This is a genomic window from Dietzia kunjamensis, from assembly GCF_045689975.1.
Lineage (GTDB): Bacteria > Actinomycetota > Actinomycetes > Mycobacteriales > Mycobacteriaceae > Dietzia > Dietzia kunjamensis.
This window is the reverse complement of the sequence record NZ_CP143297.1, coordinates 2,518,222-2,535,919: the sequence shown is the minus strand read 5'-3', so window position 1 is coordinate 2,535,919 and position 17,698 is coordinate 2,518,222. Positions and strand designations below refer to the sequence as shown.

Annotated in this window: 18 protein-coding genes; 5 read left to right on the top strand and 13 right to left on the bottom strand. The window is 69.5% G+C overall.

Annotation, left to right across the window (positions count from 1 at the left end):
• Nucleotides 1-2 precede the first annotated feature (2 nt).
• Both VZF99_RS11885 and VZF99_RS11880 read left to right on the top strand, forming a co-directional pair.
• Nucleotides 3-911 (top strand): sulfite exporter TauE/SafE family protein, encoded by a 909-nt coding sequence (locus VZF99_RS11885; RefSeq protein ID WP_067716959.1) that lies wholly within the window; start codon nt 3-5, stop codon nt 909-911.
• Between the two features lie 57 nt (nt 912-968).
• Entirely contained in the window at nt 969-2,243 is a 1,275-nt protein-coding gene (locus tag VZF99_RS11880) for a cation:proton antiporter (protein ID WP_407334840.1), read from the top strand.
• A gap of 40 nt (nt 2,244-2,283) precedes the next feature.
• Here the strand turns inward: VZF99_RS11880 and VZF99_RS11875 are convergent, their stop codons facing one another.
• Entirely contained in the window at nt 2,284-2,766 is a 483-nt protein-coding gene (locus VZF99_RS11875) for an Rrf2 family transcriptional regulator (protein WP_096907514.1), read from the bottom strand.
• A 46-nt stretch (nt 2,767-2,812) separates the two neighbouring features.
• Nucleotides 2,813-3,754 carry a sulfite exporter TauE/SafE family protein gene (locus tag VZF99_RS11870; protein ID WP_407336123.1) on the bottom strand — a complete coding sequence of 314 codons (942 nt, stop codon included), beginning with the start codon at nt 3,752-3,754 and terminating at the stop codon, nt 2,813-2,815.
• A 248-nt stretch (nt 3,755-4,002) separates the two neighbouring features.
• Here VZF99_RS11870 and VZF99_RS11865 point away from each other — a divergent pair, with 248 nt between their 5' ends.
• Together VZF99_RS11865 and VZF99_RS11860 are read left to right on the top strand one after the other, a co-directional pair.
• Complete coding sequence (locus tag VZF99_RS11865) at nt 4,003-4,218, top strand: hypothetical protein (RefSeq protein ID WP_067716955.1); 216 nt, start codon at nt 4,003-4,005, stop codon at nt 4,216-4,218.
• A gap of 43 nt (nt 4,219-4,261) precedes the next feature.
• Complete coding sequence (locus tag VZF99_RS11860; protein WP_407334839.1) at nt 4,262-5,089, top strand: 3'(2'),5'-bisphosphate nucleotidase CysQ; 828 nt, start codon at nt 4,262-4,264, stop codon at nt 5,087-5,089.
• 52 nt (nt 5,090-5,141) lie between these two features.
• Here VZF99_RS11860 and VZF99_RS11855 read toward each other — a convergent pair whose 3' ends face one another.
• Both VZF99_RS11855 and VZF99_RS11850 read right to left on the bottom strand, forming a co-directional pair.
• Nucleotides 5,142-6,266, bottom strand: coding sequence for an NAD-dependent epimerase/dehydratase family protein (locus tag VZF99_RS11855; RefSeq protein WP_407334838.1), 1,125 nt, complete (start codon nt 6,264-6,266; stop codon nt 5,142-5,144).
• A 196-nt stretch (nt 6,267-6,462) separates the two neighbouring features.
• Nucleotides 6,463-6,858 carry a hypothetical protein gene (locus VZF99_RS11850; RefSeq protein ID WP_119192591.1) on the bottom strand — a complete coding sequence of 132 codons (396 nt, stop codon included), beginning with the start codon at nt 6,856-6,858 and terminating at the stop codon, nt 6,463-6,465.
• Nucleotides 6,859-7,026: 168 nt separating this feature from the next.
• On the opposite strand from VZF99_RS11850, the gene VZF99_RS11845 reads away from it, so the two are divergent.
• Nucleotides 7,027-8,100 (top strand): YihY/virulence factor BrkB family protein, encoded by a 1,074-nt coding sequence (locus VZF99_RS11845; RefSeq protein WP_253002238.1) that lies wholly within the window; start codon nt 7,027-7,029, stop codon nt 8,098-8,100.
• Between the two features lie 43 nt (nt 8,101-8,143).
• On the opposite strand, the gene VZF99_RS11840 is transcribed toward VZF99_RS11845, so the two are convergent.
• From VZF99_RS11840 to VZF99_RS11800, 9 genes are all read right to left on the bottom strand, one after another.
• Complete coding sequence (locus VZF99_RS11840; protein ID WP_182636013.1) at nt 8,144-8,743, bottom strand: TetR/AcrR family transcriptional regulator; 600 nt, start codon at nt 8,741-8,743, stop codon at nt 8,144-8,146.
• A gap of 13 nt (nt 8,744-8,756) precedes the next feature.
• Nucleotides 8,757-9,548, bottom strand: a complete 792-nt coding sequence (locus VZF99_RS11835) for a crotonase/enoyl-CoA hydratase family protein (protein ID WP_407334837.1) — start codon at nt 9,546-9,548, stop codon at nt 8,757-8,759.
• On the bottom strand, nt 9,545-10,309 hold the full coding sequence (locus VZF99_RS11830) for an SDR family NAD(P)-dependent oxidoreductase (protein WP_407334836.1): 765 nt from the start codon (nt 10,307-10,309) through the stop codon (nt 9,545-9,547). Before VZF99_RS11830 ends, VZF99_RS11835 begins: the two co-directional genes overlap by 4 nt.
• Before the next feature lie 48 nt (nt 10,310-10,357).
• Complete coding sequence (locus VZF99_RS11825; protein ID WP_120284236.1) at nt 10,358-11,533, bottom strand: thiolase family protein; 1,176 nt, start codon at nt 11,531-11,533, stop codon at nt 10,358-10,360.
• A gap of 42 nt (nt 11,534-11,575) precedes the next feature.
• The gene (locus tag VZF99_RS11820) at nt 11,576-13,114 is read right to left on the bottom strand and encodes an acyl-CoA synthetase (RefSeq protein ID WP_407334835.1); all 1,539 of its coding nucleotides are present in this window, start codon (nt 13,112-13,114) and stop codon (nt 11,576-11,578) included.
• A gap of 31 nt (nt 13,115-13,145) precedes the next feature.
• Nucleotides 13,146-14,303: an acyl-CoA dehydrogenase family protein gene (locus tag VZF99_RS11815; protein ID WP_120284232.1), complete on the bottom strand. Its 1,158-nt coding sequence runs from the start codon at nt 14,301-14,303 to the stop codon at nt 13,146-13,148.
• A gap of 68 nt (nt 14,304-14,371) precedes the next feature.
• Nucleotides 14,372-15,874 carry a TRAP transporter large permease gene (locus VZF99_RS11810; RefSeq protein ID WP_120284230.1) on the bottom strand — a complete coding sequence of 501 codons (1,503 nt, stop codon included), beginning with the start codon at nt 15,872-15,874 and terminating at the stop codon, nt 14,372-14,374.
• A complete protein-coding gene (locus VZF99_RS11805) occupies nt 15,867-16,433 on the bottom strand; it encodes a TRAP transporter small permease subunit (RefSeq protein WP_120284228.1) in 567 nt (188 codons plus the stop codon). The genes VZF99_RS11810 and VZF99_RS11805 overlap by 8 nt, the downstream gene beginning before the upstream one ends.
• A complete protein-coding gene (locus VZF99_RS11800; protein ID WP_407334834.1) occupies nt 16,430-17,650 on the bottom strand; it encodes a C4-dicarboxylate TRAP transporter substrate-binding protein in 1,221 nt (406 codons plus the stop codon). Before VZF99_RS11800 ends, VZF99_RS11805 begins: the two co-directional genes overlap by 4 nt.
• Nucleotides 17,651-17,698: the final 48 nt, after the last annotated feature.

Sequence of the window (17,698 nt, the reverse complement as noted above, 5' to 3'; positions counted from 1 at the left end):
CGGTGCCCGAGGCCCTCTGGACCTACGATTCGCTGGGGCTGCTGGTCGTCAGCGCCGTCATCGGCGTGGTGATCGGTCTGACGGGGATGGGCGGCGGCGCCCTGATGACGCCGGCGCTCATCCTCGTGGGCATCCCGCCGACGGCGGCGGTCGCCAACGACCTGGTGGTCAACGCGGTCAACAAGGTCATCGGCGCGGGCGTGCACTGGCGGCACGGGAAACCCAACCTCAAGATCGCGTTCTGGCTCATCCTGGGATCCGTGCCGACGGCCTACCTCGGGGCGTGGCTCGTCCACGCCATCGGCGCCGACGACGTACAGGGGCTGCTGAAGAAGGCCATCGGTGCGACGCTGATCGTGGCGTCCACCGCCTACTTCCTACGGGCGTTCTTCGAGATGTCCGGGCGCATCCGCACCGGCGATGACCCCGACCCGCCGGTCAAGCCGCTGATCACCCTGCTGGTCGGCGTGATCGGCGGCCTGATGGTCGGCATCACGTCGGTCGGCTCGGGCACCGTCATCATGATGTGCATCATGCTGCTCTACCCGACCCTGGCGGCGTTGCGGCTGGTGGGCACCGACCTGGTGCAGGCGGTCCCACTGGTGATCGCGGCGGCGATCGGGCACGTCCTGGTCACCGGCGTCGACTGGAACCTGCTGGTCCCGTTGTTGATCGGTGGGGCGGTCGGCACGTTCTTCGGCTCGAAGTTCGCCAGCCGCGTCCCGCAAGGGCTCATCCGCCGGGGCATCACGATCGTGCTGGCCGTGACCGCCTCGGCGATGCTGGGCGCCCCGCCGGCGCTGATCGGCGTGATCACGCTGGTGCTCGTGGTGGGCGGGCCGCTGGTGTGGCGGGTGCTGGTGAGCAGGTATTCCGCGCGCGCCGACCAACCGGCCGTCTCCCGCGCCTGACGGGTTCCCGACCGGTTCGGTGGCGCCGCGGCACCAGGAGCGCCCACACTTTCGTTCGTGACGAACACCGACCTCATCTACGCGGTCGTCGGCGCGGCGCTGCTCCTCGGCTCGCTCCTTCCGCGACTCCTCCGGGAGCGCATCCTGTCCGCCCCGATCATCGTGGTGGGTGTCGGCATGCTCATCGGCTGGCTCATGCCCAACGAGTCCCAGCTCGTGGACGTGATCGAACACGCGGAGCTCGCCGAACGGATGGCCGAGATCACGGTGATCGTGGCGCTCTTCGGCGTCGGACTGGCCCTCGACCGCCCCCTGTCCTTCCGTGGCTGGACCACCACGTGGCGGCTGCTCGCCATCGGGATGCCGCTGTCCATCGCGGGCGTCGCGCTCCTGGGGTGGTGGGTACTGGGGGTGACCCCCGCTGTCGCTGTCCTGCTCGGCGCCGTGCTGGCCCCCACCGACCCGGTCCTCGCCTCCGATGTGCAGGTGGCGGGCCCCGGGACGGGCGAGGCCGCCGACGACGAGAACGATGAGGCGCGTTTCGCCCTCACCTCCGAGGCCGGCCTGAACGACGCGTTCGCGTTCCCCTTCGTCTACCTCGCCATCTACCTGGCCACCAAGGGCGGGCCGGGGGACTGGCTGTGGGGTTGGCTGGCCTGGGATCTCGTGGGCAAGACGGTCATCGGCGCCGTGGCGGGGTGGGTGATCGGCCGGCTGATCGCCACTGTGCTCTACCGACACCGCGTCGGGGGATACCAGCTCATCGGCTACGCCGAACCCGCCGCCGCGGTGGCCACGCTGCTGTTCGCCTACGGGGTCGGCGAACTCGTGGGTGGCTGGGGCTTCCTCGCCGTGTTCTTCGCCGCCCTCGGTGCGCGGTCGGCTGAGCGCGAGGACGAGCGGCACGCCCACTTCCACGAGTTCATCGAGTACACCGAACACCTGCTCACCCTGCTCATCCTGCTGGTGATCGGGGCGTCGTTCATCTCCGACGCGGTCTTCCGGCTCGAGTGGTCGCACGCCGTCGTCGCGGCCGGGGTGTTGTTCGTGATCAGGCCCCTCACCGCCTGGATCGCGCTGATCGGCGACGGCAGACTGCGATCCCCGGAGCGCCTGCTCGTCTCGGCGTTCGGGGTGCGTGGCGTGGGGTCGTTGTTCTACCTCTGCTACGCCATGGGGTACTTCTCCAAGGAGGACGGCTGGTCGCTGTGGCCCGCGGTGTCGCTGGTCATCGTCGCGTCCATCGTCCTGCACGGCGCGGCGTCGTCCCCGGCCGTGTCCTGGCTCGACCGCCACCGCGGGCGAGGGCGCGGGCGGACTCCGGCGCCCTGATGCCGCCGGGAGCGGACCGGGCGGCGGAACCGGCGTCCGACTAGCGGGGCTCCCACGCGTCGGTGTCGAGGGTCAGCTCGTGGACCTCGCCCGGCAGGTGCCCGGCGGCCAGGTCGGCGATCGTCACGGCGTCCATCACCCGGCGCAGGGCCGCGCGCGAGGCGATCCACACGTGCTGCAGGATCGCGGCACGGTCGTTGTAGACCACCGACTCCGGGCGGACGTCGTAGACGCTCACCAAGGGGCCGTCGACCGCCCGCAGGACATCGGCGACCGAGATGTCCCGCGCCTCCCGGCCGAGGAACCATCCGCCCGTCTTGCCCCGGCGACTGGTCACGATCCCGGCCCGCCGCAGGTCCGACAGGATCGCCTGGAGGAACCCGTGCGGGATGTCCTGCCGCCGCCCCAGTTCTTCGGCGCTCAGCGGATTGTCGCGGGGATCGTCGTCGGGGCTGGCGAGCTGTGCCGCCGCGAGTTCGACGAGTGCGCGCAACGCATAGTCGGACTTGGCGGTGACCCTCATGTCGACAGTCTCCCAGAGCGGCCGCCTCACCGGGCGTCGGCCCGGATCAGGCCTCCGCCGGGGCGGATTCGGCGACCGCGGCAGGGGCGGGGCCGGTCGGGTCGATGCCGGCCTCGTCGTCGTCGCCGCCGGAGGCCCTCCGCTCGGCGAGCACGGCCCACGTGACCAGGCCGATCCACACGGTGACCAGGGCCAGCAGGATCGGGGTGGTCGCCGACGCGGGAACCTCGGCCCACACCAGCAGGGTGCGGGAGTTGGTGACGACGATCAGGCCGCCGGCCGCCGTGCCGAGCACCCGGGCGGGCAGGTGCTTGACGAGCCACGCCGCGAGCGGTGCGACGAGCACACCTCCCACCAGCAGCGCCAGCGCGTAACCCCAGTTGATGCCGGCGGCGCCCAGGCCCACGAGGAAGCCGAGCGATCCGCCGACGGCCACGACGAACTCGGAGGTGTCGATGGAGCCCACGACCTTGCGCGGCTCGACCCGGCCCGAGGACAGCAGCGAGGTGGTGCCGACCGGGCCCCACCCGCCTCCGCCGAGGGAGTCGAGGGTGCCGCCGACCAGTCCGAGCGGGATGAGGAACCCGGTGCGGACTCGCCCGCGGAACTCGGGGCGACGGCCGCCGAGTGCGAGGAACCGGTACAGGACGTACAGGCCCAGGCTGAGCAGTATCGCCCCCACGACGGGCTTGGCGACGTCGGCGGGGAGGCTGGACAGCAGGGTGGCGCCGGCGAACGCCCCGATCGCGCCCGGCACCGCGAGGATGCGCACGATCCGCCAGTCCACGTTGCCGAGCTTGTGGTGGGAGACGCCGGAGGCGAGGGTGGTGCCGATCTCCGCGAAGTGCACGGAGGCCGAGGCCGCGGCGGGGGCTATTCCGGCCGCGACCAGCAGCGTCGTGGACGTGACGCCGTAGGCCATGCCCAGGGACCCGTCGATGAGTTGGGCGATGGCGCCGACGACGCCGAGCACGATGAGTGTCTTCACGAGCATCCCTCGAATAGTGAATCGATTAAGTCGATCAGTACAGTAGACATAAAGACGGGGCACTGTCTAGACCGACCTGTCTGGTGAGTGTTGGGCGCAATTCAGTCGGCTGTCCAGGACGGGATTGGGCACTGCGGGGGTGGGGCACCGGGCGCAGTGACGTTTTCGCTGTCCAGTAATAAAAATTTATGACACAATAGCGATCTACGTGCCGGCTGGAGGTTGGCGCAGTTTCTCCCGGGGGAACGATGAACGAGGTCGGACAGCGGCAGTGCTACGTCGAGGAGACGGCCGACGGCGCGGTCTGGGGCTGTCACCGCTGCGACGCCCGCAGCGGTGTCCTGCCCTCCCGGGGCGCCGCCCGGGTCGCGGCCGACGCGCACCGGTGTCCGGACGAGCCCGCCCGCGTGGTCCGTCAGTACGGGAGTGGCCGGCGCCGGGGGCTGCGGTCGCGCCGTCGGTAGGCGTCCCGCGCCGCGCCCGGAGTGCGCCTCCTAGGCTGGGGGCATGACCGCCGCCACACGTACCCCGGACCAGCAACTCGCCGTCGACCTCGCCATCGAGGCCGGGAGACTGCTGGTGGACCTGCGCTCCTCCGGCCCCACCGGACGGGAGCTCGGCGACATCGGCGACCGCCGCGCCAACACGCTGCTCCTCGAACGGCTCGCCGCCGCGCGCCCGGACGACGCGGTCCTGTCGGAGGAGTCCGCCGACGATCTCGCCCGGGTGGACGCCGACCGCGTGTGGATCATCGACCCCGTCGACGGCACCCGGGAGTACGGCCTCGGCGACCGGCCGGACTGGGCCGTCCACGTCGCCCTGTGGGAGCGCGAGGGGGATCCGGCGTCGTCGCGACTCACCGCCGCGGCGGTCGGGCTCCCGGCGCTCGGAGTGGTGTCGGGGGTCGACGACGACGAGGTCTACGCCGCACCCGTGGGCAACGGCGGGGTCGACGGGGGTGGCCTTCTTCCCCCGCGAACGGGCTCTCGACCGCGGATCGTCCTCTCGGCCTCCCGTCCGCCTCGATTCGCGGATGCGGTCGCCGAGGCGGTGGGCGGGGATCTCGTGCCGCTGGGGTCGGCCGGGGCCAAGACGGCGGCCGTCGTCCGCGGTGAGGCGGACGCCTACATCCACGCCGGCGGGCAGTACCAGTGGGACTCCGCGGCGCCGGCCGGGGTGGCGTTGGCCCGTGGGTTCGTCGCGGTGCGGATCGACGGCACCCCGCTGGAGTACAACGTGTCCGACACCTACCTGCCGGACCTCGTCGTGTGCCGCGCCGACCTGGCGGACGCGATCCTCGGCGCGATCGCGGACGAGGGCGCGGCGAACAGGTAGCCACGACGCGGCGGGCCTGCGCGGACGGTCGTCTACGGCGGGCCCGCGTCTGTCAGGGGAGGCGCCTGACGTCGACCGGGCCGCCGCGGCGGAGCGAGGCCAGCGCGTCCCGCAGGGTCCGCGGGCGCAGGGGCGGGGACGTCCCGGCCCGTCCGGCGGCGATCGCGTCGACCACTTCGCGCAGGGCCTCGTCGGCGGCGACGGTGGGATGCCAGCCGAGCTCCGCGCGGGCCCGGGTGGTGTGCATGAGCGGGACGCCGAACGCGAGGTCCACCCAGCCGATGCTGAGCGGCTGGAGGCGGAGCAGCCAGCTGACGTGCACCAACCTCCGCAGGATCCCTAACGGGAGCCCGACCGGAACGGCCCCGAGCTCGCGGGCGATCATGTCGCGCGTGACGGGCGGTTCGGCCGCGATGTTGAACGCGCCCTGCGCGCCGGTCGTGGCCGCGGCGGCGAGTGCCGAGGCCATGTCGTCGCCGTGGACCAGGGGAACGGTGAGGCGACGGTCCACGGGCAGGACCGGCAGGGCCCGGATCAGCCGGACCGGTGCGAAGGCGGGGCTGAAGTAGCGCACCAGGCCCGAGGCGGCCTCGCCGTGGACGATGAACGCGGCCCGCATGCGGGCGATCGTCGGGGTTCCCGGATGTTCGCGCTCATGCTGGTCGAGCAGGTGCTCGGCGGCGGTCTTGTGGTGGTTGTAGGCGGCGGTCGGAACGCCACCCAGCTCGGCGCCCTCACTGACGCGGGTGTCCACGGATACCCCGGGGCCGCCGTCGGACACCGGGGCGTAGGCGCCCACGGAGGACTGGTGCACGAGATGCGGCACTCCCGCCAGACGGCAGGCGTTGACGACCGCGGCGGTCCCCCCGACGCCCAGTCGGCGGTGGTGGTCGACGTCGCGGGTCGGTTGGAAGCCCCAGGCCAGGTGGATCACCGCGTCCGCGCCGCGGAAGACCTCCACCAGGTCCTCCGCGCGGGCGTACGACAGGTCCACCCGATGCCACCGCGCGCCGTCGTAGGGCGGCGTGGCCGGGGGGATCCGGCGGCACAGTCCCACCACGTCGTGCCCGTCGGAGAGCAGACGCCGCACGAGCGGGGTGCCGACGTTGCCGCTGGCACCGGTGACGACTATCCGCATCCGGCGGGCCGGGGTATCGGATTCCGGGTTCTGCGTCATCGCACCATGGTCGGCGACCCGCGTGGGCCGCGCATCCGGTCCGGGGTGCGTGTGGCAGGTGTCCGCGCATGTGCCGGGAACGCGAGCGGCCCGGCCCCGCGTGCTACGGGACCGGGCCGCCGCGCCGGCAGGGCCGAGTGCCGTAGCGCCGGCAGGGCCGGGCGCCGTGGGGGCTCGTGCCCGCCGGCGGGGGAGGCTACCGGTCGGTGACCAGTGCGCCGGCGATGGCGGCCATGAACGCGTCCTTGGCCAGGGACATGCCCTCCTGGCTGGGGCGGATGCCGTCGGCCTCGGTCATGGTGGGGTTGCGGAAGTACATCGCGAGCAGGCCGGCGGAGAAGACGCCGAGGGCGGCGCCGGCGATCTGGCGGGGCACGACCGGGGTGAGGAGGGCGGCGCCGATGCCGATCTCGGAGTAGGCGACGAACTTGCCGAACGAATCGGGATCCATGTTGTTCACGGCGGGCACGCCCGTCGCGGCGAAGCCCTGCAGGCCCTGGGCGGCCTCGGTCGGCATGCCGCGCTTGCTCAGGCCGGAGTTGAGGACGAAGGCCCCGGTGACTCCACGGAGGATGGCGTTGGACAGACTCACTGTGTTTCTCCCTCTGGTGCGGTGACGGTCGGCGATATCGAGGTTGTTGATGCGACACTTTGGTGACGTGACATCAAAGAGGGTAACGCACAGACCGGCGTCCGTAATCCCGCGGGGGGACGGCCGGGCCGGATGCGGGGGAGGCCCGGTGGTGGGAAGGTGCTTGGTATGAATACGAGCAGCCGCGACATCACCGACAAGCCCCACACGGATGCCGACCCCGACACCGGCAAGCCCGAGTCACCCACCAAGCTCACCGGCGGAGCCTGGAAAGTCGGCCTCAAACGCGCCGCAGGGGAGTTCTCCAAGGACAACTGCACCGACCTCGCGGCGTCGCTCACGTACTTCGCCGTGCTGTCGTTGTTCCCGGCGCTTCTCGCCGTGGTCTCGCTGCTCGGTGTGTTCGGCCAGGGGCAGGCCACCGTCGACGCGGTGATGGGCCTCGTCGAGGGCTCGGTACCGGAGCAGACCCTCAACGAGCTCCGCGGGCCGATCGAGGGACTGGTCAACACTCCGGCCGCAGGGATCGCCCTGATCACCGGTATTCTCGGCGCGCTCTGGACGGCCTCCGGGTACGTGGGCGCCTTCGGTCGCGCCATGAACCGCATCTACGAGGTCGAGGAGGGGCGCCCCTTCTGGAAGCTCAAGCCCCTGATGATCCTGCTCACCGCTGTGCTGCTGATCCTGGTCGCCCTGGCCGGCGTGATGTTGGTCGTCAGCGGGCCGATCGCCGAGTGGGTGGGGGATCTCATCGGTCTCGGCTCGACGGCGGTCACCGTCTGGGGCATCGCCAAGTGGCCGGCGCTGGTCCTCGTCGTCGTCGTCATCCTCGCGGTCCTCTACGGGTTCGCCCCCAACGTGAAGCAGCCCAAGTTCCGCTGGATCTCGCTCGGCGCGGTGGTCGCGCTGGTGGTGTGGGGCCTCGCGACCGTCGGCTTCTTCTTCTACGTGTCCAACTTCGGCAGCTACAACGCGACCTACGGTTCGCTGGCCGGCGTCATCGTCTTCCTGTTGTGGCTGTGGATCACCAACAACGCCTTCCTGTTCGGTGCCGAGGTGGACGCCGAGATGGAGCGCGCCCGCGAACTCCAGGCGGGCATGCACGCCGAGGAGACCATCCAGCTCCCGCCGCGCGACACCACCGCCAGCGACAAGGCGGCCGAGAAGCAGCAGAAGGCCATCGACGAGGCTGCAGACGTCCGACGCGAGGCCCAGGTCGACCAGGCCCGCCGCCGCGACTGACGCCCGCCCGGCCCGACTGGCCTTCGGCCCGGCTAGCCCGGTTTCAGGGGGCAGGGACGGTGACATCCCGGTGGTAAACCACGCCCAGTGCGAGTTCTTGGTAGCGGTGGACGATCTCCTCGACCGCCAAGTCGCCGTCCGGCTCGTACCAGTGGGCGATCGCGTTGCACATGCCCAGGATGGACCGGTAGGAGTCCTCGGGGAACCGGGTGCAGAACTCGCCGCTCGCGACGCCGTCGGCGACCGCCTGTCGCAGCGGCTCACTGGACTGCCGCTGTCGCTCCCGATAGGCCGCGAGGTGCTTCGGCTCGAGGTTACGGGTTTCGGTCTGGACCAGCTGGGACTGTTCCTGCTCGAGCGTGCGGAACCGGACCAGTGAGGCGACGAAGCCCAGGAGCCGGCCGGTGGGGGTCGAGTCCTTGGCCTCGAACTCCTCGGTCACGCGCCCCTCGAAGGAGTCCATCCCCGCGTTGAGCATGGCCGCCAGCAGCTCCTGCTTACTGGCGTAGTGGTAATACATCGCCGACAGGCTCACCCCGGTCTTCTGTGCGATCGACCGGATCGATGCGCCCCCGTAGCCGTGTTCCACGAACTCCCGGCGGGCGACCGCCAGGAGGTCGTGCTGCACCGTGCCACTGGTCATCGTGTCGGTCCTCTCAGGTCGCCGTCCACCGTGGAGCCCGCTTCTCCTTGAAGGCGAGCGCCCCTTCGCGGGCGTCGTTCGACGACCGGACCGGGAGGTAGATATCTCTCATCTTGTCGAATTCCTCCTCGGAGTTCCACTCGCGCGACCGGGCCATGATCTCTTTGGATGCCCGCACGGCAAGCGGGGCGTTCGCGGCGATCGCTTTGGCCAATTCCACGGCGGCGGCGGTCGCCTCACCCGCCGGTACGAGCCGGTTGACCAGGCCGGCGCCCCGGGCGGTCTCGGCGTCGATCGGTTGGCCGGTCAGGGCGGCTTCCATCGCCAGCTGATACGGAATGCGTCGGGGGAGCCGGAGCAGGCCGCCCGCGCCCGCCAGGAGACCACGCCTGACCTCGGGGAGGCCGAAGGAGGCGTTCTCCGACGCCACGACCAGATCGCAGGACAGGACGATCTCGAAACCGCCGCCCAGCGCCGGACCGTCGACCGCCGCGATGAGCGGTTTTGCCGGGGGCTTCTCCACCAGGCCCGCGAAGCCGAGCTCGGGTAGTGAGACGTTCTCCCCAGCGATGAAGGCCTTCAGGTCCATCCCGGCACAGAAGACGGATCCCGCGCCGGCGATCACTCCGGCGGTGAGGTCGTCACGCCGGTCCAGCTCGGCCATCGCCGCAGCGATCGCCTCCGAGGTGGCCCGGTTGATGGAGTTACGCGCGTGCTGGCGGTCGATGGTCACCACCAGGACGCCGTCGGTCTCCTCGACGTGAACCCGGTCCACCACGGTCGCGCTCACCTGCGGGCCGCTCACTTGGGGGCCATCCGGATCGCGCCGTCGATGCGGATGGTCTCGCCGTTGATCATGGCGTTGTCCACCACGTGCAGGGCGAGCTTGGCGTACTCGTCGGGCTTGCCGAGACGCGAGGGGTGCGGGATCTGCGCGGCCAGACCCTCGACGAGCTCCGCGGGATGGCGGTCGAAGATCGGGGTCTCGAAGATGCCGGGGGCGATCGTGTTGACGCGGATCTGGCGGCGGGCGAGGTCGCGGGCGGCGACGATCGTCATCCCGACGATGCCGGCCTTGGACGCCGAGTAGGGCATCTGCCCGATCTGGCCCTCCCATGCGGCCACGGAGGCGGTCATCACGATCACGCCGCGCTCGCCGTCGGTCGGTTCGTTCTTCGCCATCTCCGCCGCGGCGATCCGCAGGACGTTGAACGAGCCCAGGAGGTTCACGCGGACGACGAGCTCGAAGTCCTCCAGCGAACCCGGCTCGCCCTCGCGGTCCACCACCCGGACGGTCCGGCCGATGCCCGCGCAGTGCACGACCGCGCGCAGGGGGGCGCGCTCGGCTGCACTCCGGACAGCCTCGGTGACCTGCTCGGGATCGGCGACGTCGGCGGGGGCGAACGTGACGAGGTCACCGAACCCGTCGGCCACCTGCTGCCCGTCGGAAGACGGCAGGTCCACCAGGATGGTGGGGACGCCGGCGTCGACGAGACGGGCGACGGTGGCCCGGCCGAGGCCGGAGGCCCCGCCGGTCACCAGGGCGCTCGCATTGGTCAGATTCATCGGTCTTACCTCTCTCTACAAGAAAAGGGGGTCACAAGGAGAAGGCGGTCAGAGCGCTTCGACGACGGTGGCGTTGGCCATGCCGCCGGCCTCGCACATCGTCTGGAGCCCGTAGCGTCCGCCGGTGCGACGCAGGTGGTGGATCATCGTGGTCATGATGCGGATCCCGGAAGCTCCCAGCGGGTGCCCGAGCGCCACCGCGCCGCCGACGGGGTTGAGCTTGGCGTCGTCGGCTCCGAACTCGTACCGCCAGGCCAGGGGTACCGAGGCGAACGCCTCGTTGACCTCGTAGGTGTCGAGGTCGGCGACCGTCATCCCGGCGCGGTCGAGAGCTTTGTGGGTGGCGGGGATCGGGCCGGTCAGCATGAGGACGGGGTCATCGGCGACGACGGCGGAGGCCACGATCCTCGCGATCGGGGTCAGTCCCAGGGACTTCGCGACGTCCTCGTTCATGATGAGCATCGCGGCTGCGCCGTCAGTGATCTGGGAGGAGTTACCGGCCGTGACCTTCCAGTCCACGTCGGGCCGCTCGGCTCGAGCGCTCTCGGAATCGAATGCCGTGCGCAAGCCGGCCAACTTCTCGGAGGTGGTGCCCGGTCGGATCGACTCGTCGGTGTCCACGACTCCCGCCGGCGTGGTCACGGGCACGATCTCGTCGTCGAACCATCCGCCTGACCGCGCGGCGTCCGCGCGCTCATGGGAGCGGGCCGAGTAGTCGTCCAGCTGCTCACGGGACAGCCCCCACTTCCCGGCCACGAGTTCGGCGGCCACGCCCTGATTGGTCAGGCCCGGGTACCGCTCGTGGACGACCGGACCGTAGGGGTCCTTGTCGAGCTTGTTGACCCCCATGGGGACGCGGCTCATCGATTCCAGTCCGGCGGCGATCACCACGTCATAGGCGCCGGCGACCACACCCTGGACGGCGAAGTCCACGGCCTGCTGGCTCGAGCCGCACTTGCGCTCGACGGTGACGCCGGGGACGTGCTCGGGGAAGCCCGCGGCGAGGGCGGCCTGACGTCCGACGGTGCCGGACTGCTCACCGACCTGGCTGACGACGCCCACGATGACGTCCTCGACGAGTGCGGTGTCGAGGCCGGTGCGTTCGGCGAGCCCGGAGAGGATCTGGGCGAGGAGATCGACAGGGTGCAGATCGGCGAGGGCGCCGCCGGCCTTGCCGCGGCCCATGGGGGAGCGGACGGCGTCGATGATGACTGCGTTCGGCACGGAATCTCCGATTCGGATGAGGGTGAGGGTGGGGCGGGCAGGTCAGACGGAGGCGTCGAGGCGCCCCTTGACCAACTTCCCGGTCTGGGTGCGGGGGATGACCTCGGTGAACGCCACCGTGCGAGGGCACTTGTAGCGGGCGATCCGGTCGAGGCAGTGCTGTTTGATGGCGTCGGCCGTCGCATCGGTCGGTTCAACACCCGGGGCGAGCTGGACCACGGCCTTGACGGTCTGTCCCATCACCTCGTCCGGAACGCCGATCACTGCGACGTCGATGACGTCCGGGTGCACGGCGATGCAGTTCTCGATCTCCTGCGGGTAGATGTTGACCCCGCCCGAGATGATGGTGAACTTGGCGCGGTCGGTGAGGTAGAGGAAGCCCTCGTCGTCGACATGTCCGATGTCGCCGAGGGTGGTCCACTCGGGGTGGTCGGGGTGCCGCGTCTCGGCGGTCTTCTCGGGATCGTTGTGGTATTCGAAGGCGTAGTCGTGCCGTTCGAAGTAGATCCAGCCGGTCTCCTCGGCAGGCAGTTCGCGGCCCAGTTCGTCGCAGACGTGGAGGATGGCGGGGGACCCCTTGCCCACGCGGCCGACGCTGCCGGGCTTACGCCGCCACTCCTCGGGGGCGATCGTGGTGGTGCCGTTGGACTCGGTGGAGGAGTAGTACTCGTAGACCACCGGGCCCCACCAGTCCAGCATGGCCTCCTTGACCTCGATCGGGCACGGGGCCGCGGCATGGATGGCCACCTCGAGTGACGAGACATCGTAGGCCTCGCGCACTTCCCCGGGGAGGCGGAGCATGCGGATGAAGTGGGTGGGCACCCACTGGCTGTGGGTGACGCCGTACTTCTCGATGGCGGCCAGGCAGTTCTCGGGGTCGAAGCGGTCCATGAGGATTACGGTGCCGCCGTGTGCCTGGGTTCCGGTGGCGTAGCGCAGCGGGGCCGCGTGGTAGACGGGCGCTGGCGAGAGGTACACCGTGTCCGGGTTGAAGTCGTAGTTGATCTTCATCCGGGCGATGACGTTGGGGCCGGGCTCGTCGCCCACCTGTGCGCCGTCGAGGGCCGGCTTGATGCCCTTGGGGCGTCCGGTCGTGCCCGAGGAGTAGAGCATGTCCGCGCCGCGCGGTTGATCTGCCGGCGGGGTGCTGGGCATGCTTCCCACGGCCGCCTCGTAGTCGAGGTGGCCGGGGATCTCGCCGCCGAAGGCCAGCCGGTGCTCCACGTGGGGCGACTGTTCGACGATCGCCTCGCCGAGCTCGGCCAGTGGTGCGGACACCACGAGGACCCGGGCGCCGCTGTCGCCGACGATGTAGGCGACCTCGTCGGTGGCCAGGTGGGTGTTGACCATCGTGAAGTACAGGCCGCAACGCATCGCGCCCCAGTAGAGCTCAAACACGGTGGCGTCGTTGACCGAGAGCGCGGCGATGTGATCGCCCGGCTTGAGCCCCTGTGCCAGGAGCCAGTTAACGAATCGGGCCGATCGTTCCTCGAGCTGGGCGTAGGTCATCACCCGACCGGTGGCGTCCTCGATGACTGCGGGCTTGTCCGGAGTGGACGCGGCCCATTTTCCTGGATACATAGATGTCCTCCTGTGGTGTCCGCGCGGAGCGTCAGAGCCCGAGGCTCTTGGCGATGATGGTCTTCATGACCTCGCTGGTTCCGCCGTAGATCCGGGAGACGCGGGTGTCCGTGTAGAGGCGGGCGATGGGGTACTCGGTGATGTAGCCGTACCCGCCGTGCAGCTGCAGGCACCGGTCGATCACACGCGCGGCCATCTCGGTGGCGTGGAGCTTGGCCTTGGCGGCGTCCGCCACGGTGAGCTCGCCCCGGTCGAGCAACTCCAGGCAGTGATCCACGTAGACGCGGGCCACCTCGACCTCGGTTGCGCACTCCGCCAGCACGAACTTGGTGTTCTGGAAGCTCGAGACGGGTTTGCCGAAGACGTTGCGTTCACGCGTGTAGTCGGTGGCCAGCCGCAGCGCGGCCTCGGACTGGGAGACCGCGTTGAGCGCGATGCTCAGGCGTTCCTGCGGGAGGTTGTGGGTGAGGTAGGAGAACGCCGCGTCCTTCTCGCCGAGGAGGTTCTCGACCGGCACCTTGACGTCGTTGTACGACAGCTCCGCGGTGTCCTGCTGGCGCAGACCGATCTTGTCGAGCTTGCGGCCCACGGCGAAGCCCTCGGAGTCGGTGGGGACGCAGAGGATGGACAGGCCGTGACGGCGGTTGTCCGGGTCGAACGGTGAGGTACGGCAGACCGTGAGGATCATGTCCGCGGTCACGCCGCCGGTGATGAACGTCTTGGAACCGTTGACGACGTAGTGGGTGCCGTCGGCACTGAGCTTGGCGGTGGTGGAGATGTTCGCCAGGTCCGACCCGGTACCGGGCTCGGTCATGGCGATGGCGGTCATCAGCTCGCCGGAGGCGAAGGCCGGCAGCCACCGCTGCAGCTGCTCGGGCGTCCCGTACTCCATGAGGTACGGCAGGATCAGGCAGCAGTGCACGGTGTACGAGCCGAAGGACACTCCCGCTCGGGCGACCTCCTCGAACACGATCGCGCTGTACTTGAAGCTCGTCTCGCCGCCGCCCCCGAACTCCTCGGGGACCTGGACGCCTAGGATGCCGAGCTCGCCGAGCTTGTGGAAGAACTCGCGCGGGGGCCTGCCGAGCTCGTCCCACTCCTCGCGGTGGGGGGCGACCTCCTTGGCGATGAAGTCACGCACCAATTGGCGGAACTCGTCCTGCTCTCGGGTGAAGATCGTCCGCTGCATGTGTACTCCTGAGGTTCGTGTTGCTGGTGTCTGGTGGTGTCTGGCCGTGGCGTGTGGCGATGACCCGGTCACTCCGCGGCGGAGGAATTGGGCAGCCAGAGGGCGATGTCGGGGAAGAAGATCAGGGCGAGGAGGATCACGGCGCTGGTGGCCACGAACCAGGCCACTCCCTTGAACACGTCGGACAGTCGCACGGTCACCCCCAGGTTGACCTCGGGGTTCGACGCGATCCGGTGAACGATGTAACTGAGCATGCCGATCGGAGGGGTGACCAGCGCGAGCTCGACGAGGATCACCATGAACACGCCGAACCACAGGAGGCTGATGTCGTAGGTGTCGAGCACCGGCATGAGGATCGGGACCGTGAGCAGGATCATCGCCAGGCCGTCCATGAACATGCCCAGGATGAGGAACACGAAGATCAGTCCGACGAGGAACAGGGTCCGGCTCAGTCCCAGCGAGGTGATCGTGTCGGTGAGCCAGTTGGCGACCCCGGACAAGGCCACCACGCGGGTGAGCACGTGCACGCCCATGAGGAGCAGGAAGATCGAGGCGACGCCGGCCGCGGTCTCGCGGAGCGAGGTCAGCACCGTCCGCACGAGGTGTCCGACGGAACGGTCGTCACCGAACAGCCAACCCAGCAGGATTGCCGCGATCGCACCGAAGGCCCCGGCCTCGGTGGGCGTGAAGATTCCGGTGTACATGCCACCGATGATGAGGATGAGGATCAACGCGACCGGGGTGATGTCCCCGAGGGAACGGATCCGCTGGCCCCAGGTGTAGTGGGTGGTCGACCGGGGCGCGAGGGTCGGGTCGATGGTGCACCTGACGACGATGAGGGTCGCGTACGCCATCGCCGTGATCAGTCCCGGGATGAGCGCGGCGAGCAACTGCGGGCCGACGGGCGTCTCGGCGACACCGGCGTAGATCACCAGCACCACACTCGGCGGGATGAGCATTCCCAAGGTGCCGGACATGGCGACCACGCCGGTCGCCAGGGACGGCTTGTATCCGGCACGGAGCATCTCGGGGATGGTCGTGCGGCCCAGGGCGTAGGAGATCGCGATCGAGCTACCGCTCGAGGCCGCCAGTCCGGCGCCGGCGAAGTTGGTCGAGACCGCCAGTCCACCGGGCAGCCGGCCGAGCCAGGCCTGGGCCGAGGTGAACAGTTTTCCGGTCAGGTTGAACCGGCCCATCGCCACGCCCATGAGGATGAACAGCGGGATGACGGACAGGCTCCAGCTGGCGGCGGAGGTGAAGGGGACGTCCTCGAACGTGACTGCGACGGCGCTTGTGCCCGCTAGCTTCCACAGGCCGACCGCACCGGCGCCCATGATCGCGATCCCCACGTGGATACCGGCGACCATGGCGACGATCGACAGCACGATCGTCAGGAGGCCGACCATGAGGTCTGGCAGGTTCGGTGTGAACAGGATGACCGCGGCGATGATCAGCGAGAAGCCGAAGTTGCCCCAGTAGGCCCGGATGAGGTTGCGGTTCGGTTCCGGGGCGCCGAGGTCGTCGTCCGGTTCTAGGCCGGTGTAGTCGGTGGCGAGGGTGGTGTCAGACATGGGACTTCCTCGGACGGTCGTTGGTCAACAGGCTGATGATCGACACCAGGAGCTGGAGGGCGAACAGGGCGAATCCGATTGCGAGGACGATCTTGACCGGCCAGATCGGGATGGTGATCGCCCCGAGGGCGACCTGCTGGACCTCGACGGCGAAGACCGCCGCGGTGATCGAGTAGTAGGTCAGTGCACAGACGAACAGGAACATCAGACCCTTGACGACCAGGTCCGACCACCAACGCGAGACGGGGTCGAGGTACTGGGTGAGGATGGTGGCGTTGATGTGCTCGCCGATCTGCTCCGCGTACCCCATAGCGAGCATCACGATGAGGACCATCGACCAGTTCTGGGTGATTTCGAGCGTGCCGGACAGGGGGGCGCCCGTCAGGTTGCGGGAGCTGACGTCCGCGGCGATGTGCAGCGCCAGGACCAAGGTGGCGATCCCCGCGATCACGGCACACGCGTACAGCACCCGGGAGAGGGCCCGCTGTCCCGGAACGAGTCGCTCCGCAACGGTGGTGGTGGTGTCCATCATGTTCTCCAACCGGTCTGAGGGGGTCACGGTGCGGTGCGGTCGAAGATCTCCGACCGAACCGTCTGCATGTAGGGGTCCAGGTCGATCTCCACGGTTTCGGGAGCGTCCGGGATCTCGGCGAGGGCCGGGTCGTCGTATCCCATGTCCTCCAGCCGGGTCTTCCAGTCGGCCATGATCTGGCGGTACCGCTCGACAGTTCCCTCGGGATCCTCTAGGCCCTCTGGTGCGCGGTCCGGCAGGGAACGCAGCGACTCCTCCTGGTAGGCCTCGAGGGTGTCCTGGAGTCCGGGGGCGACGTCGTAGAAGTTCACGCCCATGTCCGCGCCCTCGGCCAGCAGGCGCTGTTGAAGGATGATCCCCTCCTCGCGGAGGTAGCCCTCGAACCACGTCTCCCGGGCCTCGTCGATGACCTGACGGGCGTCCTCGGGGAGCTTGTCCCAGACGTTCTTGTTCATGATCACGTACTGCGTGTAGCTCGAGAACGGGATGTCGACGTAGTGTTTTGCGACCTCCCACAGGCCGAGGGCGATCATGATCTTGCCGTTAGCCAGGGAGCAGTCGATCACCCCGCGCTGCAGGCCCTCGTAGATCTCGCCGGTCGGAAGGGTCACCGGGACCATTCCGAGCGCTTCGATCTCGCCGTAGTTGAAGGCGCCGCCGCTGCGAACCCGCTTGCCGCGGGCCTCCTCGAGGCTGTTGACGGGCTCTTTGCACACGAGGTGGTAGTTGGTCGACGGGGTCCAGGTGAACAGCAGCTTGATGTCCTGGTCCGAGAACTGCTTCTCGATCAGCGGATTGGTGAGCGCGAACTCGCTGCCGCCGGCGAAGGCCTGCATCATGCCGAGCGGGTACTCCGGCTCGACGACGCTGGCCATCTGGGAGGTCCAGTCGGTCATGGGGAACTCTGACGGGTAGTAACTCGGGGTGAACATGCCCATGTCCACGATCCCGCCGCGGACCCCCTGCGCCATGTCGGCGCCCTTGACCAGGCTGCCGCCCCAGTACTCGTCGAAGGTGATCTTCCCGCCGGTCTCTTCCTCGACCTGCGCGGCGAAGTCGCGGAAGGGGCCAGCCGAGGAGACGGTCGTGTAGTCGCCGTAGCGCAGTGTGATCGGCTCCATCGTCTCGATGCTGTCGCCGGTGATGCGGTGGCCGCCGGCGCAGCCCGTGGCGACGAGCGATCCGATCATCGTCAGGGCGAGCGCTGCGCGTCGGGCCACGCGGCTTCGGGTGCTGGGGGGCATCGGGGATCCTTCTGGTTCCGGGCCGGGCGCTCGAAGGGGCGTCCGGGG